The following is a 23,333-nucleotide window of genomic DNA, read 5'->3' on the forward strand; positions in this document are numbered from 1 at the left end:
TGCGGGGGGCCTGTTCCCCTACCCGCCCCTTCCCGTAACCGGGGCTCCGCCCCGGACCCCGCTCCTCAAACGCCGGAGGGGCTGGATGGGAGCCGGGAGGGGCCTCGGTGGGGGAGGAGCTGGAGTCGGCGCCGGGGATGGGTCGGGGGCCGCGTCCGGCCGGGGTCTCGCACCGGCCGGATGGAACGGCGTCGCCTTCAGGGAGTGAGCGTCGCCCCGACGGCCGCACCGAAGCGTGCCTTCACGGCCGGGTGGTCCAGGGATTCCGGGGTGAAGAGGATCGAGCCCGCCCCCGTCGGTCCCGACGCCGAGCCCGGGAGCACGCTCACCGCGCCCGTCTGCAGATACTTGCCGGGCGCGCCCACGGCCAGATCCGCCTTGCCGTCCGCGTCGAAGTCCCCGGCCGTCACCGACAGCCCGAACTGGTCGTTGCCCTCCATCACTCCGCTCACTCCGGGCGAGTCCAGGTTCAGCTTCCGGGCGTGGGCCGCGTCCAGACCGGTTGACGTCCCGGGGACGATCGTCAGCTCGCCGGCATTCTGGATGCCGTCCGAGTCCGGAGTGCCGACGACCGAGGTCACCAGATCCGCGTGTCCGTCGCCGTCGGTGTCGGCGAGCACGCCCGCGGTGCCCGGTTCGACCGGACCGCCGTAGGGCACACCCTCGCCAAGACCGGCGGCGGTGCCCGGGAACATCCGCATCAGGAACTCGTCGGGACCGTCGGACCCGGTCGTGTCCACGACCACGTCGTCCCGCCCGTCGCCCGTGATGTCACCGGTCACGACGCTGTAGCCGGTGAACGGCAGTCCCGTCCGGCCGATCGGCGTCGTCTTCAGCCCCTGCGCCGAACCCGGCAGCACTCCGAGGGTCCCCTCGTCGGCCCCGTCGTCGGAGTAGGCCTGTGTGACCAGGTCCGAGTAGCCGTCGCCGTTGATGTCGCCCGAGGTGATCGGCCCCATTCCGGCCCCGCCGCCGGGCGGCGCGAACGCGGTCATCTTCGGTTCGTCGATGTCCCGCAGATTGCTCGCACCGCGTACGACGTTCACCTTGGTACCGGTGGAGACGGCGATGTCGTCGCGTCCGTCGTGGTCGAAGTCGCCGACCGTCAGATTGTCGCCGAACGCCTCCCGCGCGGCCGGCTTCGGATTGTGGAACGCGATGGCGTCGGAGCCGAGCCCGCCCTTGGCGCCGAAGACGATCGTCACCGCGCCCGCGCCCGCCACGGTCCCGATGGCCTCGCCGCCCGAACCGATCACCAGGTCCGTGTACCCGTCGCCGTCCACGTCGCCCATGGCCACCGACGAGCCGAACCGGTCACCGGCCTCCGGAACGCCCGGAATGCCGGCCGTGTTCTGGGTGATGCCCTTGTGCCGGCTCACCCGCACGCCCTGGGCGGTGCCGTACACGAGCGAGACGTAGCCCGCCTTCGCGTACCCCGCGACGGTGCCTTCCGGAGCGCCCGCCGCAAGGTCGCCGAACGTGTCCCCGTCCACGTCACCCGGCGCCGCGGCGGCGGCCTTGCGAGGAGTCTGCGAGGCCCCCGTCGTCCCGTGACCCGGTGCGGCGAAGGCGGCGGGTACTACTGCCACCAGGGCGCCCGTTGCCACGGCCGTCGCCAGAGCCGTACACGCCATCAGATGCCGTGCCATATGCCCACTCCCGTCCTGTGCTTCCGCTGTGCGGCCGCCGGTCGCCCCGGGGGCGGTCGGCGGCCGCCGTCAACCCACAAGACCTGTGAGCGTGATGAATAGTTGTGGTCGCCACGAAGACCTTCACGGGCGCCGGGTGCGGATCACGCCACGGCCCGGGCACACCGACGCCCGCACCGTGAACCCTCCACGGTGCGGGCCGTACCGGCCCGACGGGCGCGATCTACGAGCGGCCGCGGCCGCTCTTCAACGACGCGCCTGCGGCGACCAGCCCCAGCAGGACGGCCAGGCCGCCGACGATGACGTTGTTGAGGACGACGCCCATGTCCGGGCTGCTGCCCACCACCCAGGGCGAGATGATCATCCAGGCGCCCATGGCGCAGATCGCCCAGCTCAGGCCGTACATCCGTTGCGGCATCACGCTGAACCCGAGACCCAGCACGGCGATGGCGATCCCCATGATCAGGTTGTGGTTGACCAGGGTGGTCTGGCTCGTGGTGAAGTGCAGCACCCAGGGGGAGATGGCGCAGTACAGGCCGAGCAGGAACACCGGTGCGTCCACGAGTGCCACATCGCGGCCACCCATCACACGGGCGTATCGGTCGCTCATCTCCGGGGCATCGGGGTGTCCGGCCAGATCCTGGCCGGCGTGCGAGAGGTTTGACATGAGGTTCGTCTCCTTCGCTCCCGCAGGCCAGGACGCGCCTTGTGCGACAAGCGGCCTGCTCTGCCATTCTGCTCTTATTTGTCGCTTATGTGTAGTTTCCGGGGGGCGTGACTTCGGCAGGATCCGCATCGCCGCGACGGCCGTCCAGCCGCTCGGCCAGCGCCACCAGATCCGGGGTGCGCAGCACCCGTTCGCCGTACCCCGGCAGCGGGACGTGCAGCGGCCCGGTCCACCGCGACGGGATCGCGGTGAAGCCGTACACCGCGCCCGCCAGCGCCCCGGTCACCGCCGCCACGGTGTCGGTGTCCCCACCGGTATCGATCGCCACAGCGAGGGCGTTCTCGTAGGACCGTGTGGTGCGCAACGCCCACAGCGCGGTGCCCAGACAGGGCCACACCGCTCCGTTGAACTCGGTCGCCGCGTCCGGGTGCCACCCGGAGTCGAGGGCGGTGGCCCAGCGCTCGCGGTGGTCCGGGTGCACGGCGGCCAGGGCGTCGGGGACGGCGGCGAGTGGATCGGCGCCGTGCAGGGCCGTGCGGACCAGTTCGTGAAGAACGGCGGTGCCCTCCCAGGCCGCCCGGTCGCCATGCGTCAGCGCGGCGATCCGGCGGGCCGCGTCCATGGTCGCCGCACGCGCTTCGCCCGGTGTCCGGGCGTCGTACTGCGCCGGAGCACCGCTCGCCGTCGGGCCGGGCCGCGCGAAAAACACGGCGGAGGTGGCGGCGCGCATCAGTGAACCGTTGCCCGCCGCCCGGCCGTTGACCTGGAAGTGCAGCGCCGCCGCGAGGTCCCAGGGGTCGCCGCCGGTGAGTACGGACTCCGTCTGGAGCCCGATGTCCTTCGGCTCGGCAGCGGCCCACCGCTGGAACCGGCCGAACAGATCGGGCAGGTCGAGACCGCCGTGTTCCAGCAGGGACTCCCCGACCAGCACGGCCATCTGCGTGTCGTCCGTCGCCTCGCCCGGGTCCCAGCCCCCGCCGCCGCACATCGTCCCGTTGCCGTCCGGGAATCGGGCCGTGTAGACGCCCGCCGGACCGAACTCGAATGGTGCGCCCAACGCGTCGCCCACCGCCGACCCGACCACGGCACCCGCCACCCGGTCCTGCCTGTTCAGGGAATTCATCCGGTCAGCGTACGGACGGCTGCCGCATCAGGTACGCGCGATGGGCCGTGCCGAGCAGCACGGCGGCCCGCACCAGGTGCCCGCCGGGCGCCCCGCCCCAGGGCCCGGTGCAGCTCCTGGTGACAGCCGGAACCGGCCAGGGAGGCGTGGCGCCCTGGCCGGTTCCGGTGGGACCGTCGTGCATCCGCTGGTGCGGTGGGGGTCACGTCCTCCGGCTGGTTGCCGGGTGAGCGTGCACCGCCCCGCGGCTGCCCGCTACTTCGGGGGCATCAGGACCGTGTCGATGATGTAGACCGTCGCGTTGGCGGTCGGGACGTTGCCGCAGACGACCTTCGAGGAGTCGTTCACGGTGTACGACATGTCCGAACCGGACGTCGTCAGCTTGCCCTTCTCCAGGGTGTCGAAGGAGCCCTTCTCCAGCTGCTTCGGCGTCAGCTTCTTGCCGACCACGTGGTAGGTGAGCACCTTGGTCAGCTCCGCCTTGTTGGCGAGCAGCTTGTCCAGGTCGGCCTTCGGGATCTTGGCGAAGGCGTCGTTGGTCGGGGCGAACACCGTGATGTTCTGCGCGTTGTTGAGGGTGTCGACCAGGCCGGCCTTCTTCACCGCGGTGACGAGGGTGGACAGCGCCGGGTTGTGCGAGGCGGCCGTGGCGACCGGGTCCTTCGCCATGCCGTCGAAGGAGCCCGCACCGTTCTTCGGCACGGACGCACAGCCCGGGCCGAACGGCTTGTCCATGTTCATGGAGTCGTCCGCGGAGGCCGGGGCCGAGGCCTTGGCCGAGCTGGCGGTGGAGCCGGACGCGCTGTCCTTGGAATCGCTGGAACAGGCCGACAGTGCCAGCGGGAGGACCACTGCCGCGGACACGGCGACGGCGGCACGGCGGATGTGATTGACCTTCATGATGTGCTCCTGGTTCGGGTGTGTAATCGAGTGATTGCAGTAAGTGACGAAAGGTGAGTGGGCGCGGTCCGGGAAGGGCCCCGGGCGGGACGCGGGCCGGGAGACGGTGGTGTCGCTCAGGACACGTCGACCACCACCGAGTGCCAGCCGGTCGCCCCGTTGGGCACCGTGCCGACCCGCTTGTCGGTCTGGGTGGCGCCGGTGCGGTCCGTCGCGCGGACCTCCAGGGTGTGGCTGCCGGAGGTGGCCGGCCATTCCCACACCCACTGGCGCCAGGTGTCCCGGCCGTCCTCCGCCGCGAGTCGCGCGGGGTGCCAGGTGCCGCCGTCCACCCGCACCTCGACCCGCGAGATCCCGCGGTGCTGCGCCCAGGCGACCCCGGCGACCGGAATCGTGCCGGCCTTCGGGGAGGCGAACGGCCGGGGGGTGTCGATCCGGGACTCGGTCTTGATGGGCGCCTGCCGGGACCAGGTCCGCTTGACCCAGTAGGCGTCGTAGTCGTCGAACGTGGTCAGTTCGATGTCCTTGATCCACTTGCACGCCGACACGTATCCGTACAGGCCGGGTACGACCATCCGGACCGGGAAGCCGTGCTCGAAGGGCAGCGGCTCCCCGTTCATGCCAAGGGCGAGCAGGGCGTCGCGTCCGTCCATGACCGTCTCCACCGGGGTGCCGATGGTCATGCCGTCCACCGAGCGCGCGATGATCTGGTCCGCGGGCCCGCCGCTGGAGGGCGGCTTCACCCCGGCCTCGCGCAGCAGATCGGCCAGCCGCACGCCGATCCACCGGGCGTTGCCGACATACGGTCCGCCCACCTCGTTGGACACGCAGGTCAGGGTGATGTCGCGCTCGATGATCTCGCGGCGCAGCAGGTCCTGGAAGCTGAGCGTCACAGGGCGCTTCACACCCTTGCCGTGAATGCGCAGCCGCCATCCGTCCGCGTCGACATGGGGGACGACCAGCGCCGTGTCCACCCGGTAGAAGCTCTTGTTCGGTGTGACGAACGAGCTCAGGCCCCGGATCTTCAGATCGGCGCCCGCCGGTACGGCCGGTGCCGCCGAATCGGGTACGGGCAGCACCAGGTCCCGCCGCGATGCCGCGGCGCCGGCCTGGACCGCGGAGGTGAGCCGCCGCCCCAACAGGCCGGCGCCGGCCGAGGCCGCCGCCGCGGCGGTCGCCGCGATGACGAAGCCCCGCCGGTCGAAGGTGCCGTACACCGGCTCCCCGCCCCTCCCGCCAGCCGCGGGGGAGGGACCGGACGCCGGGGCCAGCCGGCCGACCAGGAAATACAGCACTCCTGCGGCCAGCACGGCACCCACCACCGAGGGCAGCGCGTCGGAGGGCCGACCCTCAGGCCGTCCCACCGCTGCGACTGCCCCGACCACACCGAAGACCAGAACGGCAGCCGAGCCGATCACCCGGTACCGCAGCGCCAGCACCCCGATCACCACGGCGAAGCCCGCCAGGAGAAGGAGAATGCCCAGCTCCAGGACCAGCTTGTCGTTGGTGCCGAAGTTCCGGACGGCGAAGTCCTTGAGCGCCGGGGGAGTGCGGTCGATGACCGCACCGCCCACCGCCGCCACCGGACCCGCCTCGGGACGGATGGCCGCCGCCGCCAGCTCGGCGACAGCCAGGGCGCAGAAACCGGCGATCAGACCGCTGAGCGCGGCGGCAGCAGCACGCACCCAGCGGGACCGCCGGGACCCATGGGCCCCGTCCTTCGCATCGTTCTGATCTTCGCTCACGACCGGGATTCGTCGCCGGACGCCCGGCGGATTGGTCTGTCACCCGAATGGATGAGAACTGATCACGGCCAATCCGCGGCGCGAGCTGCAACGAATCACTATCAGAGAGGCATCCGCCGCTCCTCCGGAAACGGAAGGAGGAGCGACCGGGGCCCGTGCTCGAAGGGAGCGGCATGACAGGGAAGCGGCGACGGACGGCCGTGCTGGGGAGCGGCGTGGCGGGACTGACCGCCGCGCACATCCTGCGGACGGCCCACGACGTGACGCTGTTCGAGGCGGACGACCGGGCCGGCGGCCATGCGCACACCCATGAGCTGCCCGCATCCGACGGCCGGGTCCACCGCGTGGACTCCGGCTTCATCGTGCACAACCGGCGCACCTACCCCCATCTGCTGCGTCTCTTCGCGGAACTCGGTGTCGCCACGCAGGAGTCGGAGATGAGCATGTCCGTGCGGTGCGAGGGCTGCGGACTGGAGTACGCGGGCGCCCGCGGCCCGGCGGGCCTCCTCGCCCGGCCGGGTGCCGCCCGGAACCCGGACTATCTGCGGATGCTGGCCGCGGTGCCCCGCTTCCACCGGTCCGCCCGGCGCCTCCTGGCGGACGGCGGACCCGGGGCGGACACCATGACGCTCGGCGAATTCGCCGCCCGCGGCCGCTTCTCCCCGTACTTCACCGCACACTTCCTGACCCCCGTGGTCTCCGCCGTCTGGTCCTGCGACCCGGTGACCGCGATGCGCTACCCGGCCCGCTACCTCTTCCGCTTCCTCGACCACCACGGGATGCTCTCGGTCGGCGGCTCCCCGGCATGGCGGACCGTCACCGGCGGATCGGGTGCCTACGTCGACCGGATCACCAAAAAGCTCGGCGCCGTCCGCACCGCGACCCCGGTCCGTACCGTGCGCCGGCACCCCGACGGCGTGGAGATCGTCACCGCGGACGACACCACCGAGCAGTTCGACTCCGTCGTCGTCGCCACCCACCCCGACCAGGCACTGCGGCTGCTCGCCGACCCCACGGACGAGGAGCGCCGCACCCTCGGCGCGTTCCGCTACTCCCGAAACCCGACGCTCCTGCACACCGACACCCGGCTGCTGCCGCGGGCCCGGGGCGCCCGCGCCTCCTGGAACTACCTGATGCCGTCCTGCGCCGCGAGCGCCGACCGCGTCACCGTCAGCTACGACATGAACCGGCTCCAGCGCCTCGACGCCCCGGAGACCTTCGTCGTCACACTGAACGGCGCCGACCGCGTCGCCCCCGGCCTGGTCCGCGCCCGCATGGTGTACGAACACCCCGTCTACACGCCCGAGTCGGTGGCCGCACAGGCCCGGCTGCCCGCCCTGTCGGGACCGCTCACCGCCTACGCGGGGGCGTACCACGGCTGGGGATTCCACGAGGACGGCTGCCGCTCGGGGGCGGAGGCGGCCGGAGCCCTGGGGGTGGACTGGTGAACGCCCTCTACCCCTGCACCATCGCCCACGTACGGTCCGCGCCCGGCAGGTACGCCTTCCGGCACCGCACCTACCTGTGGCTGATCGACCCGGACGGGCCGCCGCCGCTGCCGGCCGCCCTGCGCCTCCTGGCCGGCTTCGACCCCCGCGACCACTTCGGCGGCACGGCCCCGACGATCCGGGCCGGGCTGAGCCGGTTCCTGTCCGCGAACGGCGTCGACCTGGGCGACGGAACCGTACGGATGCTCACCCAGGCCCGGGTCTTCGGCCATGTCTTCAACCCGCTGACCGTCTACTGGTGCCGCCGCGCCGACGGAACCCCGCTCTGCACGGTCGCCGAGGTGCACAACACCTACGGCGAACGCCACTGCTACCTGCTCCAACCCGACCCCGCCGGCCGGGCGTCCACCGGCAAGGAGTTCTACGTCTCGCCGTTCTTCGACGTCGACGGCACCTACCGGATGCGGCTCCCCGAACCCGGCCCCCGGCTCGACCTGACGGTTCATCTCGAACGGGCCGGCATCCGGCCCTTCACCGCCACCGTCCGCGGGGTGCGGCGCCCGGTCACCCCGCGCGTACTGCTCCGGCTGGCGCTGCTCCACCCCTGGTCGACGGCGGTCGTCTCGGCCGCCATCCGGCTGCACGGGATCCGCCTATGGCTGCGCGGACTGCCCGTGCAGCCCCGCCCCCGCCACACCACTCAGGAAGGAATGCAGTGAGCGTGTCCACGTCCCACTCCCCGTCCCCCGCCATGCCGCCCCCGGTGCATGCCCCCGGCACCGACCCTGAGCGCTGGCCCGACATCGTCCGGCCGCCCCGCGCGTCGAGGCTGCGGACCGCTGTCGCCGAACAGCTCGTGTGCCGCGCACTGGCCCGGCTCCCGCTGCGCGCCCGGCTCGCCGGGCGGGACGACATCGGCCTCGGCGGCCCTCTGCTGGACATCCGCGACCCCGCCGCCTTCTTCCGCAGGATCGGGGTGAACGGGCTGATCGGCTTCGGTGAGTCATACATGGCGGGGGAGTGGGACTCACCCGATCCGGTGGGTGTACTGACCGTCCTCGCCGACCACGTCGCCACCCTGATCCCGAAACCGCTGCAGAAACTGCGCGGGCTCTGGGCCGGGCGCCGCCCCCCGGAGCAGCTGGGCACTCCCGAAGGCGCCCGGCACAACATCAGCCACCACTACGACCTGTCCAACGATCTCTTCGCACTCTTCCTCGACGAGACCCTCAGCTACTCCTCCGCCGTCTTCCGGAGCTTCCCCGCGGACCCCGAGGCACTGCCCGCGGCCCAGCACCGCAAGATCGACCGGCTGCTCGATCTGGCCGGCGTCGGGCCCGGCACCGAACTCCTCGAAATCGGAACCGGCTGGGGAGAACTGGCGATCCGCGCCGCCGCCCGTGGCGCCCGGGTCGTCTCCGTCACCCTCTCCGGCGAACAGCGGGACCTGGCCCGCCGCAGGATCGAGGAGGCCGGCTACGCGGACCGGGTCGACGTCCGGCTCTGCGACTACCGGAAGGTCGAAGGGAGTTACGACGCGGTGGTCAGCGTCGAGATGATCGAGGCGGTCGGCGCCGAGTACTGGCCGGTCTACTTCCGCACCCTGGAGGAGAGACTCGCCCCCGGCGGCCGCATCGCCCTCCAGGCCATCACCATGCCGGACGACCGGATGCGGGCCTCCCGCACCACCTTCACCTGGATCCACAAGTACATCTTCCCCGGCGGACTCCTGCCGTCCGTCGAGGCCATCGAGCGGGTCACGGCCCGCCACACCGCGCTGCGCGTCGACCGCTGCGACGACTTCGGCACGCACTACGCCGAGACGCTGCGGCTGTGGCGGGAACGGTTCGCCGAGCGGACCGCGGAAGTCGACGCACTCGGCTTCGACGCCGTCTTCCGCCGCATGTGGACCTTCTATCTGGCCTACTCCGAGGCGGGATTCCGCTCCGGCTACCTCCATGTGCGGCAACTGCTGCTGACCCGTCAGGAATCCGCGTGATGACACTTACCGGCAAGCAGGCGACGAACGGCGCGGCCCAGCGACTTGAACCCCTCGTCGAGCAGCTGCTCGACGGAGCGCTGCCGGTCAGGGTGCGGATGTGGGACGGCAGCGAGACCGGCGCCGCCGACGGCCCCCTGGTCCATGTACGGTCCCGGCGCGCCTTGCGCCGGCTGCTCTGGGCGCCCGGCGAGCTCGGCCTCGCAGAGGCGTACATCACCGGCGACGTGGACGTCGAGGGAGACCTGGCCGAAGGGCTGCGGGCGATGCGGCACGCGGTACGCGAACGCGGACTGCGCCCGCCGCGCCCCGGCGTCGGCGACCGGCTGCGGGCCGCGCGCACCGCACTGCGCCTGGGCGCGGTGGGCCCCCGCCCGCCCGTTCCCGCCGCACGGGCAGGACTGCACGGCGTACTGCACAGCAAGTCCCGCGACCGGGCCGCCATCAGCCACCACTACGACCTCTCCAACGCCTTCTACGCGCTGCTTCTCGACGAGACGATGGCCTACTCCTGCGGCTACTGGACCAGCGACGCACCCGGCTACGGCCCCGCCGACGCCCAGCGCGACAAGCTGGAGCTGATCTGCCGCAAGCTGGGCCTGCGCCCGGGGTCGCGACTGCTGGACATCGGCTGCGGCTGGGGTTCGCTGACCCTGTACGCCGCAGAGCGCCACCAGGTCCGTGTCACCGCCGTCACGCTCGCCCGGGAACAGGCCGCGCACGTGCGGGCGCAGGTGGCCGAGCGGGGGCTGGAGGATCTGGTCGAGGTCCGCTGCTGCGACTACCGCGACATCGACAGGGCGCCCGGCCACCAGGGCGGGTACGACGCCGTGTCCACCGTCGAGATGGGCGAGCACGTCGGGGACGCGGAGTACCCCGCCTTCACCGCGACGCTGCACTCCATGGTCCGGCCGAGCGGCAGGGTCCTGGTCCAGCAGATGTCGCGGGGCCGCGACGCCCCGGGCGGCGGAGCGTTCATCGAGTCCTACATCGCCCCCGACATGCACATGCGCCCGCTCGGTGAGACGGTCGGGCTGCTGGAGGGCGCCGGGCTCGAGGTGCGTGACGTCGAGGGGCTGCGCGAGCACTACGTCCGGACGGTGGACGCCTGGCGGCACACCCTGGAACAGAACCAGCCGGAGTTCGCCGATCTCGTCGGCGAGGAGACGGTGCGGGTGTGGCGGCTGTATCTGGCCGGTGGCGCCCTCGCCTTCGAGGAACGGCGGATGGGCGTGGACCAGATCCTCTCCGTACGGCCGGAGAGGACCGGTGCGGCGGCGATGCCCGCGACCCGCCACGGCTGGTACGCCGAACAGGCCGGCCGCGACGGTGCGACGGCCGGGGTCACCGGATGAACGGCTTCGGATGGGCGGCGTTCGCTCAGGGCCTCGCGCCCTGCGCGGGCGCCGCCCTCGCCGTCATGCTCGTCACGTTCGCCGTCGCGCTGCGCAAGGGCGTGCACCGCGTCGTGGACATCGCGTGGGGCCTCGGCTTCACGGCCGTCGCGCTCGTCTCGTACGGCATGTCGGCCGGCGGCGGGGGAGACGGCACCCGGCGGCTCCTGGTCACCGTGCTGACGGCGGTGTGGGGGCTGCGCCTGGCCTGGCACATCGCCCGCAGGGGGAGGGGACACGGGGAGGACCCGCGGTACGCGGCGATGCTGGACAGGGCGCCGGGCAGCCCCGCCCTGTACGCCCTGCGCAAGGTGTACCTGCTCCAGGGCGCGCTGGTCTGGCTGATCTCGCTGCCGGTGCAGGCGGCCGGGTATGTGCGGGGTCCGGTCGGTGCACTGGCCTGGGCGGGTGCCGCGCTCTGGGCGGTCGGACTCGTCTTCGAGGCGGTGGGGGACCGCCAGCTGGCCCGGTTCAAGGCGGACCCGGGCAACCGGGGGCGGATCATGGACCGGGGGCTGTGGTCCTGGACCCGTCATCCGAACTACTTCGGTGACTTCTGCGTGTGGTGGGGCCTGTTCCTGATCGTCTGCGAGGCTCCTGCGGCCGCCGCGGCCACGGTCGTGGCTCCCGTGCTGATGAGCTTCCTGCTCATCGGCGGCAGTGGAAAGGCCCTGCTGGAACGGCATATGGCCGAGCGCCCCGGCTTCGCCGCGTACACCGCAAGGACCAGCGGCTTCCTCCCCCGGCCGCCACGCAGGGGCTGACCGACGGGCTCGGCGGCTGTCTGCCTCGGCGACCGCTCCACCCGCGGCTGGCGGTCATGCGCGGGGTGGATCCGGAGACCGTCCATGACCACGCCGAACGGACGTGCGGCCATTCCCGTTGTACCGGCCGAGATGACGGCGATCCCGAGCGCCGGCCCTCCTGCGTGTTCGCCATCACGGCGCCCCCTTCCTGCTAGCGTCATCGTGATAAACGGGCTGTCACCCCATTTAAGGTCGAGCCGGGAGGTCCCCATGTCCGAAGCGATCACCAGCCGGGACCGTGACCTCGGCAATTTCATCCCCGGGCCGTCGCTGAGCGAGTACCGGGCCCGGTTCGAATCACACTTCACGCTGGACCGGCAGGACGGCATCCTCACCGTCCGCATACACCGGCAGGGGGAGGAGGCCCGCTGGTCCAGGGGGCTGCTGAACGCCTGGAACCTGCTGCTCCGGGAGGTGGGTGCGGACCGGGACACCGAGGTCGTCGTCATCACCGGCACCGGAGACTCCTGGCTGGCCGGAGTCGAAGCCGGCTCGTTCGCCGAACCATTGAGTCAGTGGGACAGCGACCTCGTCGCCGAGCAGTACAACGACGGGGTCAAACTCCTCGAACGACTGGTTTTCGACATCGATGTCCCCACCATCGCGGCCATCAACGGTCCTGGCCCGCGTCTGGAGCTTCCGTTGCTGTGCGACATGACTCTCTGCACCGAGGACGTCGTCTTCGGCGACGGGAATTTCGGCGTCGGCTCGATCCCCGGTGACGGAATGTTCCTCGCACTGTGCGAACTGGTGGGTCCCAAGAGAGCGAGCTACATCATCTACACCGGCCAGGGAATCCCGGCGGAAGAGGCCGAGCGCCTCGGTGTCGTCAACGAGGTCCTCCCGCGGGCGGAGTTGCTGCCACGCGCCCACGAGCTCGCGTCGCGCATCATGGCCAGGCCCCGCACTTCCCGTCGACTGACCCATGGCATCGCCAGTCGGCCGTGGCAGCGTCGTCTCATGACCGACCTGCGGAACTCCTACGCCCACCAGCTTCTCGGCATGGCGACCTGACCTCGCATCGCCCGTCCGCACCGCACTGGGACGGCTGACCAACACCGGTGGCACGTGGCCCTGCCCGGCCCTGAGGGGTCTGGCACGCCCGGTGGGTGCAGTGGGCCACGCACCCCGTCGCCTCCCAACGACGGAGGTGCGCAGCCGGCACCGCGAAGTGACCTCGGCCCGCCGGGACGACCCGGCCCGGGGGGAGCGCCGTGGCCACCGCGTCCGGGGAAGCGGGGACGCGCCGGGTGTGGCGGCCTCACACGCGACATCTGCCCGTTGTCGCGAGACTCATGCGGCCTGCGGACGGCCGTCCGGAGCGGTCGGCTCCGGTCGGCCTCCCGCAGGCCCCGCTCATGCCGACGGCAGCTTCATCAGCGCCAGCGGCGTGCTGGTCGGCTGCTTCGAACCGCCCGCGGGCTCGACCGTGATGCCCATCCCCGTGGCGCCGTCCACCGGCCCGTCGAGCAGGGAGGCGTACGTCGTCGACGAGGGCCCGGCCGCCTGCATCAGGCCTGCGGACCGCATCGTGCCGCCGTCGTCGAACCACAGCTGGTAGACCTTGTCGCCCGGTGCCCTCTCCAGTCCCGAGGCGAGGAATACGGCCCGGTCCTGGCTTCGGGAGACCACCACGGTTCCCTTGACACCGTCGCTCAGCGTGGCCGAACTCGACCGGGCGTCGGACGCCGCGATGACCTCGGACACCCGCTCGCTGCGCTGCTGGGTGGCGCGGGCGTCCTTGCGGGCGTCCTGGGCCTCCTGGTTCTGCCAGACGGCGATGCCGCCGAAGCCGGCCGCGGCGGCCAGGCAGGCGGCCAGCGCGAACTTCGACCAGCGTCCCGCCCTTCCCATGCCGTCCCGGCCGCCCCCGGCCCCGCCGGAGCGGGCCCGGCGGCCGCTGGAGGGCGACTCCTGGCGTACGGTCTGCACCTCCCGCAGCACCCGCTCGCGCAGCTCCCGCGAGGGCGTCATGGACACCGCGAGCGCGAGCCGGGTCGCCGTCTCGGACAGCTCCCGCACCTCCACGGAACAGGCCTCGCAGTCGCCCAGGTGGCGTTCGAACTCCCGGCGTTCCGCGTCCGGCAGCGCGTGCAGGGCGTAGGCCCCGGTCAGTGTGTGAAGTCCGGCGTTGCTCATGCGCTCACCCCGAGGCAGTCGCGCAGCCGGATCAGTCCGTCGCGCAGTCGAGTCTTGATGGTTCCGAGCGGCACCGCGAGCAGCTCCGACACCTCGCGATAGGTCAGTCCGCGGTAGTACGCCAGCGTGACGGACTCCCGTTGCAGTTCGGACAGGGTCCGCATACAGCGCCGGACCTGCTCGCGCTCCAGCCGGCTCTCGACCTGTTCGGTGACGTCGTCGAAGGCGGGGGTGCGGTCGAGCAGCGCGGCCTTGTGCTCACGGGCCGTCGTCGCCTCCACCGAGCGCACCCGGTCCACAGCGCGGTGATGGGCCAGGGTCAGCACCCAGTTCATGGCGCTGCCGCGGGCCGCCTGAAAGCGCGGCGCGGTACGCCACACCTCCACCAGCACCTCCTGGGCGACCTCCTCCGACTGGGCGGGGTCGCGCAGGACGCTTCTCACGAGCCCGAGCACCGGACCGCAGACCACCTCGTACACCTGCGCGAAGGCATCCTGGTCACCCCGGGCGACCATCCCCAGGAGCTCCTGCAGATCGGGCCCCGCCGAGGCCAATCCGCTGATGTGCACGGCTTCTTTCACGCGGACTTCCTCCCAGGAAGGTGATCGGTCTCCGTGGTTGATTCGGAGCCCATGACACAACGGATTGGTCAAGGGGTGAAATCCTTCCACGCCTTCCGGTGTACGCGATATATCGTGGTTGGCGTGTTCCGTTGACGCGTCTCCGGAAATCGCGATATGTTCGGCCGCGAGTATTCGACAGCGAGGGATGAGGTGGCGGAGGCCGTGGCCAAGCGGCGCAAGCTCAGCAACCCACTGGCGCTCACGGTGATGGTGCTGCTCGCCGAGCGGTCCATGCATCCGTACGAGATCGCCCAGACCCTCCGCCGCCGGGGCAAGCAGCACAGCGTCAAGATCAATTTCGGTTCGCTCTACACCGTGGTCCAGAACCTGGAGAAGCACGGTTACGTGGAGGTCGCGGGCGTGCAGCGACAGGGCAACCGCCCCGAGCGCACGCTCTACGGCATCACGGAGACCGGGCGGGCCGAGATGCTGGACTGGCTGTCCGACCTGATCGCGGTCCCGGCCGCCGAATTCCCCGCGTTCGACACGGCACTGTCGCTGCTCCCGGTCCTGCCGCCGGACGAGGTGGCCGAGCTCCTGGCGGACCGGGAGCAGGCTCAGGCGATGCAGGCCGCGGCGCTCCGGGGGGTGCTGGCCCAGCTGGGTGACAGGCTCCCCCGGGTCTTCGTCGTGGAGACCGAGTACCAGGTCCACATGATCGAGGCGCAGCTGGAGTGGATCAGGAACTTCCGCACGGAGCTCGGTGACGCCACCATCAGCGGCATCGAGGAGTGGAAGTCCTTCCACGAGACCGGCGAGGTCCCGCAGGACTGGCGGGACCTCGACGAGCAGGAGAACGTCCTCGACCCCGAACACAGGATGTGACGGGAGAGGGAGCGACAGAAAATGGACCCCGGCAGGTGCTGTTGGAGCAGTACCCGCCAGGGTCCACGAACCCCGGACCGGACATGCCGTGAAGGCGGGCCAGGCGATCGAGGTGCGGCACACCCAGGATAGCCCGGCACTCCTCACGCGGATCGGACCGGCATACCGGGCATTCGGAGACCCGAGTGCCCCGCCGACCCCAGGAGAGCTCTGCCCATGAGCACCCGTGCGCCCGCTGTAGAGGCGCGACAACTGATCAAGACCTATCCAGGTGATGTCACCGCGCTCAGCGGCATGGACCTCACCGTCTCGCCCGGCACCGTCTTCGGCCTTCTCGGGCCCAACGGGGCGGGGAAGTCCACCACCGTCAAGATCCTCACCACGCTGGCCCGCCCCGACTCCGGCACCGCCTCGGTCGCGGGGCACGACGTCCTGCGCCGTCCCGACCAGGTCCGCCGGGCCATCGGTGTGGTCGCCCAGAAGTCCGGCGCCGACCCGGTCGCCACCGGCCGCGAGAACCTGGTGCTCCAGGGCCGGCTGTACGGGATGCGGGGCGCCGCCGTCCAGCACCGCGCCGATGAGCTGCTGGACCGCTTCGGCCTCGCGGACGCCGCGAAGCGCCAGGTGAAGGGGTACTCGGGCGGCATGCAGCGCCGGCTCGACGTGGCGCTCGGCCTGGTCCACCGCCCCGAGGTGCTCTTCCTCGACGAGCCGACGACCGGTCTCGACCCCGAGGCCCGCACGGCGATGTGGGAGGAGATCTCCCGGCTGGCCGGCGAAGAGGGGCTGACCATCGTGCTGACCACGCACTACCTGGAGGAGGCCGACCGGCTCGCCGAGCGCATCGCGATCGTCGACCGCGGCCGGGTCGTCGTCGAGGGCACGCCCGACGAGCTCAAGGGCGAACTGCGCGGTGACGCGGTCCACATGGAACTGCGCGCCGACGCGGACCGCGGCGCGGTCACCGCCGCAGTCGCCGGGCTGCCCGGCATGCACGAGGTGCTGGTCGAGGGCCGACGGGTCAGCGTTCGCGCCGACGACGGCGCCGCAGCCGTCCCGGTGCTGCTCGGCGCTCTGGAGCGGGCCGGTGCGGCCGTCGCCGCGGCCACGGTCGCCCGCCCCTCCCTCGACGATGTCTATCTGCGCTATGCGGGCCGCCGCTTCTCCGAGGCGGAGTCGGCCGGACCACAGAGCACCCCCGCACCGGTCGCCGCAGGAGGACCCCGATGAGCAGTCAGGCCCTGGCCCAGACCTGGTACATGACCCAGCGCCAGCTGCTGGCGATCCTCCGGCAGCCGGTCTTCCTGGCGATCTCGCTGATCCAGCCGGTGATCTGGCTCTTCCTGTTCGGCAACCTCTTCAAGAAGGTCGTCGAGCTGGGCGGCTTCGGCACCACGTCCTACCTCGACTACCTCATCCCCGGCATCGTCGTGATGAGCGCGCTCGGATCGAGCATGTGGGCCGGGATGGGCACTCTGGAGGAGATCGAGCGCGGCACGCTCAACCGCTTCCTGACGACACCCGTCAGCCGCAACGCCCTGATGAACGCCAACGTCGTGCAGAACGGCATCAGTACGGCTCTGCAGTCCGTGGTCATCGTCCTGCTCGGCTGGGCCGCGGGTGCCACCTACCCGGGCGGGGTGGGCGGTCTGGTGATCCTGGTCGTCGCCTCGATCCTGCTCGGATCGGTGTTCGGCGCGTTCTCCAACGCCCTGGGCATGCTGGTCCGCGAGCGGGAGTCCATCATCGGCATCAACACCTTCCTGCTGCTGCCGCTGACCTTCCTGTCGTCGTCATTCATGGCACCGAGCCAGATGCCGTCCTGGATGCGGCATATCGCCGACTTCAACCCGGTCAACTGGGCGATGGTGGCAGGCCGTTCCGCATTGACCGCCGACCCGGACTGGGGGCTGGTGCTCAGCCGCGGGGCAGCGCTGCTGGTGCTCGCCGCGGTCGCTGTCCTGCTGTCGACCCGGACCTTCCGCTCGTACCAGAAGTCGGTCTGACCGACGCGGCGTCACCGGCCCGGCACCGTGTCCTCGACCGGTGCGGGCCGGTCGCCGGGAAAGCGGTCGGGGGCGCCGGGACCTGGGGCCGCACATGAGCGTGCCCCGGTCCGCGGACCGGGGCACAGTCGAGCCGGGGTGCCGGGGGCGTCCCGTTCCCCTACGCGGCGCTCTCTTCCTCGCGCTCCACCTGCTCGTTCCAGGCGCGCTTGACCGTGCGCCAGGCGTCGTCGTCCTTGCCCAGGCGCCAGTAACCGGAGATCGAGAGCCGGGGCAGCGGGATCCCGCGGTCCAGCCGCAGGTGGCGGCGGATTTCCTTGACGAAGCCGGCCTCGCCGTGGACGAACGCCTGTACCTCGCCCGCCGGGAACTCCAACTCCTTCACAGCGGCTGTGAGCGCCTCACCGACCGGGCGGCCGCCGCGGTGCAGCCAGTGCACCTTCACGCCGTCCGGCGTGGCGATCTTCTGCTCCTCGGTGGCGTCCTCGACCTCGACGAAGGCGTGCACCACCGCGCCCTCGGGCATCCGCTCCATCGCCGCGGCGACGGCCGGCAGTGCGCTCTCGTCGCCCACCAGGAGATGCCAGTCGGCCGAGGCGTCGGGGCCGTAACCACCGCCGGGGCCCAGGAACGTCACCTGGTCGCCGGCCTTGGCGCGGGCAGCCCACGGGCCGGCGAGGCCCTCGTCGCCGTGCACCACGAAGTCGATGGCCAGCTCCCGGGTGGCCGGGTCCCAGAAACGCACGGTGTACGTACGGGTGGTGGGCCACAGCTCGCGGGGGAACTCCTCGCGGATGGCGGCCATGTCGAAGGGGTGCGCGTAGTCGGCACCCTCGGGAGCGAAGCACAGCTTGACGTAGTGGTCGGTGAAACCGGAGAGCGCGAATTCCGCGAGACCGTCACCGCCGAGGACCACCCGGATCATGTGGGGGGTGATCTGCTCGGTGCGCAGGACCTGCGCACCCTGCGCCTTGGGTGCCTGTCGCGCCGGTCGTTCTGCCACGAGGTTCTCCCTGTGTTGTCCTACCCGGACCGTCGTCCTTAGGGTCACCTAACCTAACACCTCAGCTCCGGAGTGTGGAGAGCAGGCGCTGCAGGGCGCCGCCCAGCCCCCACTGGTCCGCCAGCGCTTCGAGCGCCGCCGGGTCGCGCGGCTCGGCCGGCAGGGCGGGGTCGAAGCCGGGCAGCGGTACGTCACCGGCGACCCGCACCACCGTCGGCGCCACGGCCACGTAGTCGCGGGCCTCGTCGAGCCGTTTGCGCTGCGAGGGCGTCAGCTTCGCGGCCGGATCGTCCACCGCTGCCATGATTCCGGCCAGATCGCCGAAGGCGTCCAGCAGCTTCGCCGCCGTCTTCTCGCCGATGCCGGGCACGCCGGGCAGCCCGTCGCTCGGGTCGCCGCGCAGCAGTGCCAGGTCCACGTAGCCGGAGCCGTTCACCCCGTACTTCTCGCGCAGCCAGGCCTCGTCCGTCACCTGGAGCGAACCGACGCCCTTCAGCGGGTAGAGCACCCGCACCCCGCGGGCGTCGTCCACCAGTTGGTACAGGTCCCGGTCGCCGGTGACGATGTCGACCGGGCCGGCCGCCAGGCCCGCCAGCGTACCGATCACATCGTCGGCCTCGTATCCCGCGACACCGACCCGGGCGATCCCCAGGGCGTCGAGGACGTCCTCGATGATCGGCACCTGCGGAGCCAGTGTGTCGGGTGTCTCCTCCTCGTCGGGCAGCCCGTCGGCCGTCTCCACCGCGACCCGGTGCGCCTTGTACGAGGGAATCAGCTCGACCCGCCAGTGCGGACGCCAGTCCGCGTCCATGCAGGCGACCAGATCGTCGGGCCGGTGGTCCTGCACGAGCCGGCCGATGAAATCGAGCAGTCCGCGTACTGCGTTGACCGGAGTACCGTCCGGTGCGCGCACGGAGTCGGGGACCCCGAAGTAGGCGCGGTAGTAGAGGGAAGCGGTGTCGAGGAGCATCAGGCGTCGCGTCACACCCCTGATGATGCCGCACCCTGCTGACAGTGGCGGACGAGGACGCGGTTCCCGAACTGGGGCCGCTTTTATGTGACCTGGGTCACTCTTGTGTTTGACCCGTGTAAGCGGGGGCAGGCGCGGCATCGGAGCGGACCACGTCGCATTTTCAACTATGTGGACGTGGCCTGCGGACCGAATCCGCGCGCTCCACGGTCTGCCGGAGGGGTGGCAGACCGTTTTCGGTTCAACGCGTGAGGTGTATGTGTCAAGGCTGCAAGCCGAACACTTGTACAAAGTCTTCGGCAGACGACCCGATCAAGCCGTGCAGAAACTCGAGAGCGGCTCGGACCGCGACGAGCTGCGCGCCGACGGAACGACCGCAGCGGTGATCGACGCCTCGTTCACAGTGGAACCGGGCCAGATCTTCGTCGTGATGGGGCTGTCCGGCTCGGGCAAGTCCACGTTGCTGCGGATGCTCAACGGACTGCTGGAGCCCACCGCCGGAAAGGTGATGTTCGACGGCCAGGACCTGACCGCCCTGACCCCGGCCGAGCTCCGCCACACCCGGTCCACCAAGATCAGCATGGTGTTCCAGCACTTTGCGCTCTTCCCCCACCGGAGCGTGCTGGAGAACGCCGGCTACGGGCTGGAGGTGCAGGGTGTGCCGCGCGACGAGCGGAACCGGCGCGCCACCGAGGCCCTGGAGATGACCGGCCTGGCGGGCTGGGAGAACTCCTGGCCCGACGAGCTCTCCGGCGGTATGCAGCAGCGTGTCGGCCTGGCCCGCGCACTGGCCACCGACGCCGACCTGCTCCTCATGGACGAGTCGTTCAGCGCACTCGACCCGCTGATCCGCCGTGACATGCAGGACCAGCTCCTCGAACTGCAGAAGCGGCTGAAGAAGACCATCGTCTTCATCACCCACGACCTCAACGAGGCCATGCGCCTCGGTGACCGGATCGCCGTGATGCGCGACGGGGAGATAGTCCAGCTCGGCACCGCCGAGGACATCCTCGTCACGCCGGCCAACGACTACGTCGCCTCCTTCACCCAGGACGTGGACCGCTCCAGGGTGCTGACCGCGAGCGCGATCATGGCCGAGCCGGACACCGCCATCGGCACCAAGACCGACGGCGGCAAGGAACTCCGCACCCCGGAGGACGTCCTGCGGGAGGCCCCGGCCACCGTCACCGAGTCCACCCCGATCATCGAGCTGTTCACGCCTTGCTCGCAGAGCGGTGTCCCGGTCGCGGTGACCGATGACAAGGGCAAGCTCGTGGGCGTCGTGCCCAGGTCCCGGCTGCTGGCTGTGCTCGGCGAGCCGATGACCCCCGCCGAGGCTCCTCAGGACGCCGCGGCTTCGCTGAAGAAGGTGGCAAGTGTTTAGGCTCCACCTCGGCGACTGGGTCGACTCCGCCGTCGACTGGCTCCAGACCCACCTGGCCTGGCTCTTCGACTTCATCAGCTCCATAGTCAGCAACATGTTCGACGGCATAGCCGCCGTCATATCCGCCCCCGCGCCTCTGCTCTTCGCGGGCATCGTCGCCGTCATCGCCTGGTGGCTGCGCGGTCTGCTCGCCGGTGTGCTCGCGTTCGTCGGCTTCGCCCTCATCGACTCCGTCGATCTGTGGGACGAAGCGATGGACACGCTCACCCTGGTGCTCGTGGCGACCATCGTGACGCTGGTGCTGGCCGTGCCGCTCGGTATCTGGGCGTCCCGCTCCAAGGCCGTCAGCGCGGTGACCCAGCCGGTCCTCGACTTCATGCAGACCATGCCCGCCATGGTCTATCTGATCCCCGGCGTCATCTTCTTCGGTGTCGGCGTGGTCCCCGGTGTCATCGCCACCATCATCTTCTCGCTGCCTCCGGGCGTGCGAATGACCGAGCTCGGCATCCGTCAGGTCGACGGTGAACTCGTCGAGGCGGCCGAGGCCTTCGGCACCACCTCGCGCAACACCCTGCTGCGGGTGCAGCTGCCGCTCGCGCTGCCCACGATCATGGCGGGCATCAACCAGGTCATCATGCTGGGCCTGTCCATGGTGGTCATCGCCGGCATGGTCGGCGGCGGCGGCCTCGGTGGCGCCGTCTACCGCGCCATCGGCAACGTCGACGTCGGCCTCGGCTTCGAGGCGGGCATCTCCATCGTCGTCCTGGCCATGTACCTGGACCGGATGACCAGCGCCCTGGGCCGCGAGGTCTCCCCGCTGGCCCGACGCGCGCTCGCCAAGGCGCAGGCGGCGACCGGCGGACTGAAGCTGTGGAACTACCGCCCGCAGCCCGTCGTCGCCGTGGCCGGCATCGTCGTCCTCGCACTCGTGGCCGGTGGCATCGGCCTGTTCGGCTCCTCGGACTCGGACAACACCGCGAGCACCGACTCCAAGAACATCGGCGCCGGCAAGACGATCAGCATGGGTTACATCCCGTGGGACGAGGGCATCGCCTCCACCTTCCTCTGGAAGGAGCTGCTGGAGCAGCGCGGCTTCAAGGTCGACGCCAAGCAGTACGAGGCCGGGGCGCTGTACACCGGTATGGCGGGCGGCCAGATCGACTTCGAGACCGACTCCTGGCTGCCGGTCACCCACGCCGCGTACTGGAAGAAGTACAAGGACCGCCTGGACGACATGGGCTCCTGGTTCGGACCCACCACCCTGGAGCTGGCCGTTCCTTCGTACGTGAAGGACGTCAAGACCCTGGATGATCTCAAGGGCAAGGGCTCGAAGTTCAAGGGCCGCGTCGTCGGCATCGAGCCGAGTGCCGGTGAGACGGGCCTGCTCAAGGACAAGATCCTGCCGGGCTACGGCCTGGACAAGGAGTACAAGGTCGTCGACGGCTCCACGCCGTCCATGCTGGCCGAGCTGAAGCGCGCGTACGCCAAGAAGGAGCCCATCGTGGTTCCGCTCTGGTCGCCGCACTGGGCGTACAACCAGTACGACCTGACCAAGCTCAAGGACACCAAGAACCTCTGGGGCAAGGGCGACGGCATCCACACGCTGAGCCGCAAGGGCTTCTCCGACGAGAACCCCGAGGTCGGCAAGTGGCTGAAGAACTTCAAGATGACCGAGGACCAGCTCACCAGTCTTGAGGCGCAGATCCAGAAGAGCGGATCCGGCAAGGAGCAGGAGGCCGTCCGTACCTGGCTCAAGGCCAACCCGGGCTTCGCCGACAAGGCGGCTCCGGTCGCGAAGGCCAAGACCTCCAAGGGTGCCAACGGCAAGGACGAGCGCGAGCGCGCCGTCGAGATGGCCTGGTTCCCCTGGGAGGAGGACATCGCCGCCACGTACCTGTGGAAGGCAGTCCTGGAGAACCGCGGTTACAAGATCAACCTCAAGCAGTTCGAGGTCGGCCCGATGTACACCGCGATGTCCCGCGGTCAGCTCGACGTGCAGTTCGACGGCTGGCTGCCGTACACCCAGAAGAACTACTGGGACAAGTACGGCTCCCAGCTGACGGACATCGGCTCGTGGTACGGCCCCACCTCGATCGAGGTCGCGGTGCCCAGCTACGTCAAGGACGTCAAGACGCTGGCCGACCTCAAGGGCAAGAGCTCGGAGTTCAAGGGCCGGATCGTCGGCATCGAGCCGGGTACGGCCACGATGGAGAACCTCAAGAAGAACGTGCTGCCGAAGTACGGCCTCGACAAGGAGTACAAGGTCGTCGACTCCTCGACGCCCGGCATGCTCGCCGAGCTGAAGCGCGCGTACGCCAAGAAGGAGCCCATCGCCGTACTCCTGTGGACCCCGCACTGGGCCTACAACGAGTACAAGATGACCAAGCTCCAGGACCCGAAGAAGGCCTTCGGTGACGGCGACCGGTTGCACACCATCGCTTCCAAGGACTTCCCGAAGAACTACCCGCAGCTGACCAAGTGGTTCAAGAACTTCAAGCTGAGCGAGGACCAGCTCGGCGGCCTGGAGAACGAGATCCAGAAGCTCGGTACGGGACACGAGGAAGAGGCCGTGAAGGTCTGGATGGACAAGAATCCGGGCATCGCGGACAAGATGGCTCCGCAGCACTGACCCCGTCGCGCCCCCACCAGGGG

The 23,333-nt window shown here is 70.5% G+C and carries 21 protein-coding genes; 11 read left to right on the forward strand and 10 right to left on the reverse strand.

Annotated elements, in window-relative coordinates; genetic code table 11:
* Positions 1–197: 197 nt before the first annotated feature.
* The 6 genes from ACFVW8_RS30450 to ACFVW8_RS30475 form a co-directional block, all read right to left on the reverse strand.
* Positions 198–1,649, reverse strand: coding sequence for an FG-GAP-like repeat-containing protein (locus tag ACFVW8_RS30450; protein WP_389695626.1), 1,452 nt, complete (start codon positions 1,647–1,649; stop codon positions 198–200).
* Between the two features lie 223 nt (positions 1,650–1,872).
* A complete protein-coding gene (locus ACFVW8_RS30455; RefSeq protein WP_389695628.1) occupies positions 1,873–2,316 on the reverse strand; it encodes an SPW repeat protein in 444 nt (147 codons plus the stop codon).
* Positions 2,317–2,401: 85 nt separating this feature from the next.
* Positions 2,402–3,439, reverse strand: coding sequence for an ADP-ribosylglycohydrolase family protein (locus ACFVW8_RS30460; RefSeq protein WP_389695630.1), 1,038 nt, complete (start codon positions 3,437–3,439; stop codon positions 2,402–2,404).
* 4 nt (positions 3,440–3,443) lie between these two features.
* The gene (locus tag ACFVW8_RS30465) at positions 3,444–3,623 is read right to left on the reverse strand and encodes a hypothetical protein (RefSeq protein WP_389695632.1); all 180 of its coding nucleotides are present in this window, start codon (positions 3,621–3,623) and stop codon (positions 3,444–3,446) included.
* A gap of 71 nt (positions 3,624–3,694) precedes the next feature.
* Complete coding sequence (locus ACFVW8_RS30470; protein WP_389695634.1) at positions 3,695–4,339, reverse strand: fasciclin domain-containing protein; 645 nt, start codon at positions 4,337–4,339, stop codon at positions 3,695–3,697.
* A 116-nt stretch (positions 4,340–4,455) separates the two neighbouring features.
* Positions 4,456–6,024 (reverse strand): sulfite oxidase, encoded by a 1,569-nt coding sequence (locus tag ACFVW8_RS30475; RefSeq protein WP_389695658.1) that lies wholly within the window; start codon positions 6,022–6,024, stop codon positions 4,456–4,458.
* A gap of 233 nt (positions 6,025–6,257) precedes the next feature.
* On the opposite strand from ACFVW8_RS30475, the gene ACFVW8_RS30480 reads away from it, so the two are divergent.
* The 6 genes from ACFVW8_RS30480 (at position 6,258) to ACFVW8_RS30505 (ending at position 12,745) form a co-directional block, all read left to right on the forward strand.
* Positions 6,258–7,532 carry an NAD(P)/FAD-dependent oxidoreductase gene (locus ACFVW8_RS30480; protein ID WP_389695636.1) on the forward strand — a complete coding sequence of 425 codons (1,275 nt, stop codon included), beginning with the start codon at positions 6,258–6,260 and terminating at the stop codon, positions 7,530–7,532.
* Positions 7,526–8,251 carry a DUF1365 domain-containing protein gene (locus tag ACFVW8_RS30485; protein ID WP_389695659.1) on the forward strand — a complete coding sequence of 242 codons (726 nt, stop codon included), beginning with the start codon at positions 7,526–7,528 and terminating at the stop codon, positions 8,249–8,251. Before ACFVW8_RS30480 ends, ACFVW8_RS30485 begins: the two co-directional genes overlap by 7 nt.
* A 32-nt stretch (positions 8,252–8,283) precedes the next feature.
* Positions 8,284–9,531, forward strand: a complete 1,248-nt coding sequence (locus tag ACFVW8_RS30490; RefSeq protein WP_389695661.1) for a class I SAM-dependent methyltransferase — start codon at positions 8,284–8,286, stop codon at positions 9,529–9,531.
* Positions 9,531–10,886 carry a class I SAM-dependent methyltransferase gene (locus ACFVW8_RS30495; RefSeq protein ID WP_389695663.1) on the forward strand — a complete coding sequence of 452 codons (1,356 nt, stop codon included), beginning with the start codon at positions 9,531–9,533 and terminating at the stop codon, positions 10,884–10,886. Before ACFVW8_RS30490 ends, ACFVW8_RS30495 begins: the two co-directional genes overlap by 1 nt.
* Positions 10,883–11,689: a DUF1295 domain-containing protein gene (locus ACFVW8_RS30500; RefSeq protein ID WP_389695638.1), complete on the forward strand. Its 807-nt coding sequence runs from the start codon at positions 10,883–10,885 to the stop codon at positions 11,687–11,689. Before ACFVW8_RS30495 ends, ACFVW8_RS30500 begins: the two co-directional genes overlap by 4 nt.
* Before the next feature lie 252 nt (positions 11,690–11,941).
* On the forward strand, positions 11,942–12,745 hold the full coding sequence (locus ACFVW8_RS30505) for an enoyl-CoA hydratase/isomerase family protein (RefSeq protein WP_389695640.1): 804 nt from the start codon (positions 11,942–11,944) through the stop codon (positions 12,743–12,745).
* A gap of 342 nt (positions 12,746–13,087) precedes the next feature.
* On the opposite strand, the gene ACFVW8_RS30510 is transcribed toward ACFVW8_RS30505, so the two are convergent.
* Positions 13,088–13,870, reverse strand: coding sequence for an anti-sigma factor domain-containing protein (locus ACFVW8_RS30510; RefSeq protein WP_389695642.1), 783 nt, complete (start codon positions 13,868–13,870; stop codon positions 13,088–13,090).
* Positions 13,867–14,451 (reverse strand): sigma-70 family RNA polymerase sigma factor, encoded by a 585-nt coding sequence (locus ACFVW8_RS30515; protein WP_389695644.1) that lies wholly within the window; start codon positions 14,449–14,451, stop codon positions 13,867–13,869. The genes ACFVW8_RS30510 and ACFVW8_RS30515 overlap by 4 nt, the downstream gene beginning before the upstream one ends.
* Positions 14,452–14,655: 204 nt before the next feature.
* On the opposite strand from ACFVW8_RS30515, the gene ACFVW8_RS30520 reads away from it, so the two are divergent.
* The 3 genes from ACFVW8_RS30520 (at position 14,656) to ACFVW8_RS30530 (ending at position 17,324) form a co-directional block, all read left to right on the forward strand.
* Entirely contained in the window at positions 14,656–15,318 is a 663-nt protein-coding gene (locus ACFVW8_RS30520) for a PadR family transcriptional regulator (RefSeq protein WP_389695646.1), read from the forward strand.
* A gap of 216 nt (positions 15,319–15,534) precedes the next feature.
* Positions 15,535–16,548 carry an ATP-binding cassette domain-containing protein gene (locus ACFVW8_RS30525; RefSeq protein WP_389695648.1) on the forward strand — a complete coding sequence of 338 codons (1,014 nt, stop codon included), beginning with the start codon at positions 15,535–15,537 and terminating at the stop codon, positions 16,546–16,548.
* Positions 16,545–17,324: an ABC transporter permease gene (locus ACFVW8_RS30530; RefSeq protein WP_389695650.1), complete on the forward strand. Its 780-nt coding sequence runs from the start codon at positions 16,545–16,547 to the stop codon at positions 17,322–17,324. The genes ACFVW8_RS30525 and ACFVW8_RS30530 overlap by 4 nt, the downstream gene beginning before the upstream one ends.
* A 160-nt stretch (positions 17,325–17,484) precedes the next feature.
* Here the strand turns inward: ACFVW8_RS30530 and ACFVW8_RS30535 are convergent, their stop codons facing one another.
* Together ACFVW8_RS30535 and ACFVW8_RS30540 are read right to left on the reverse strand one after the other, a co-directional pair.
* Complete coding sequence (locus tag ACFVW8_RS30535; RefSeq protein WP_389695652.1) at positions 17,485–18,327, reverse strand: siderophore-interacting protein; 843 nt, start codon at positions 18,325–18,327, stop codon at positions 17,485–17,487.
* A gap of 61 nt (positions 18,328–18,388) precedes the next feature.
* Positions 18,389–19,297 carry a 5'-3' exonuclease H3TH domain-containing protein gene (locus ACFVW8_RS30540; protein WP_389695665.1) on the reverse strand — a complete coding sequence of 303 codons (909 nt, stop codon included), beginning with the start codon at positions 19,295–19,297 and terminating at the stop codon, positions 18,389–18,391.
* Between the two features lie 319 nt (positions 19,298–19,616).
* Between ACFVW8_RS30540 and ACFVW8_RS30545 the strand changes: the two genes are divergently transcribed.
* Together ACFVW8_RS30545 and ACFVW8_RS30550 are read left to right on the forward strand one after the other, a co-directional pair.
* On the forward strand, positions 19,617–20,681 hold the full coding sequence (locus ACFVW8_RS30545; RefSeq protein ID WP_389695654.1) for a glycine betaine/L-proline ABC transporter ATP-binding protein: 1,065 nt from the start codon (positions 19,617–19,619) through the stop codon (positions 20,679–20,681).
* On the forward strand, positions 20,674–23,310 hold the full coding sequence (locus tag ACFVW8_RS30550; RefSeq protein WP_389695656.1) for an ABC transporter permease/substrate binding protein: 2,637 nt from the start codon (positions 20,674–20,676) through the stop codon (positions 23,308–23,310). The genes ACFVW8_RS30545 and ACFVW8_RS30550 overlap by 8 nt, the downstream gene beginning before the upstream one ends.
* The last annotated feature ends 23 nt before the right edge of the window (positions 23,311–23,333 follow it).

The organism is Streptomyces sp. NPDC058221 (assembly GCF_042882365.1).
GTDB lineage: Bacteria > Actinomycetota > Actinomycetes > Streptomycetales > Streptomycetaceae > Streptomyces.

What these genes read in the sequence shown, in the direction of transcription:
- ACFVW8_RS30450 (WP_389695626.1), bottom strand. Translation starts at nt 1,649, where the DNA reads ATGGCACGGCATCTGATGGCGTGTACGGCTCTGGCGACGGCCGTGGCA.
- ACFVW8_RS30455 (WP_389695628.1), bottom strand. Translation starts at nt 2,316, where the DNA reads ATGTCAAACCTCTCGCACGCCGGCCAGGATCTGGCCGGACACCCCGAT.
- ACFVW8_RS30460 (WP_389695630.1), bottom strand. Translation starts at nt 3,439, where the DNA reads ATGAATTCCCTGAACAGGCAGGACCGGGTGGCGGGTGCCGTGGTCGGG.
- ACFVW8_RS30465 (WP_389695632.1), bottom strand. Translation starts at nt 3,623, where the DNA reads ATGCACGACGGTCCCACCGGAACCGGCCAGGGCGCCACGCCTCCCTGG.
- ACFVW8_RS30470 (WP_389695634.1), bottom strand. Translation starts at nt 4,339, where the DNA reads ATGAAGGTCAATCACATCCGCCGTGCCGCCGTCGCCGTGTCCGCGGCA.
- ACFVW8_RS30480 (WP_389695636.1), top strand. Translation starts at nt 6,258, where the DNA reads ATGACAGGGAAGCGGCGACGGACGGCCGTGCTGGGGAGCGGCGTGGCG.
- ACFVW8_RS30490 (WP_389695661.1), top strand. Translation starts at nt 8,284, where the DNA reads ATGCCGCCCCCGGTGCATGCCCCCGGCACCGACCCTGAGCGCTGGCCC.
- ACFVW8_RS30495 (WP_389695663.1), top strand. Translation starts at nt 9,531, where the DNA reads ATGACACTTACCGGCAAGCAGGCGACGAACGGCGCGGCCCAGCGACTT.
- ACFVW8_RS30500 (WP_389695638.1), top strand. Translation starts at nt 10,883, where the DNA reads ATGAACGGCTTCGGATGGGCGGCGTTCGCTCAGGGCCTCGCGCCCTGC.
- ACFVW8_RS30505 (WP_389695640.1), top strand. Translation starts at nt 11,942, where the DNA reads ATGTCCGAAGCGATCACCAGCCGGGACCGTGACCTCGGCAATTTCATC.
- ACFVW8_RS30510 (WP_389695642.1), bottom strand. Translation starts at nt 13,870, where the DNA reads ATGAGCAACGCCGGACTTCACACACTGACCGGGGCCTACGCCCTGCAC.
- ACFVW8_RS30525 (WP_389695648.1), top strand. Translation starts at nt 15,535, where the DNA reads ATGAGCACCCGTGCGCCCGCTGTAGAGGCGCGACAACTGATCAAGACC.
- ACFVW8_RS30530 (WP_389695650.1), top strand. Translation starts at nt 16,545, where the DNA reads ATGAGCAGTCAGGCCCTGGCCCAGACCTGGTACATGACCCAGCGCCAG.
- ACFVW8_RS30540 (WP_389695665.1), bottom strand. Translation starts at nt 19,297, where the DNA reads ATGCTCCTCGACACCGCTTCCCTCTACTACCGCGCCTACTTCGGGGTC.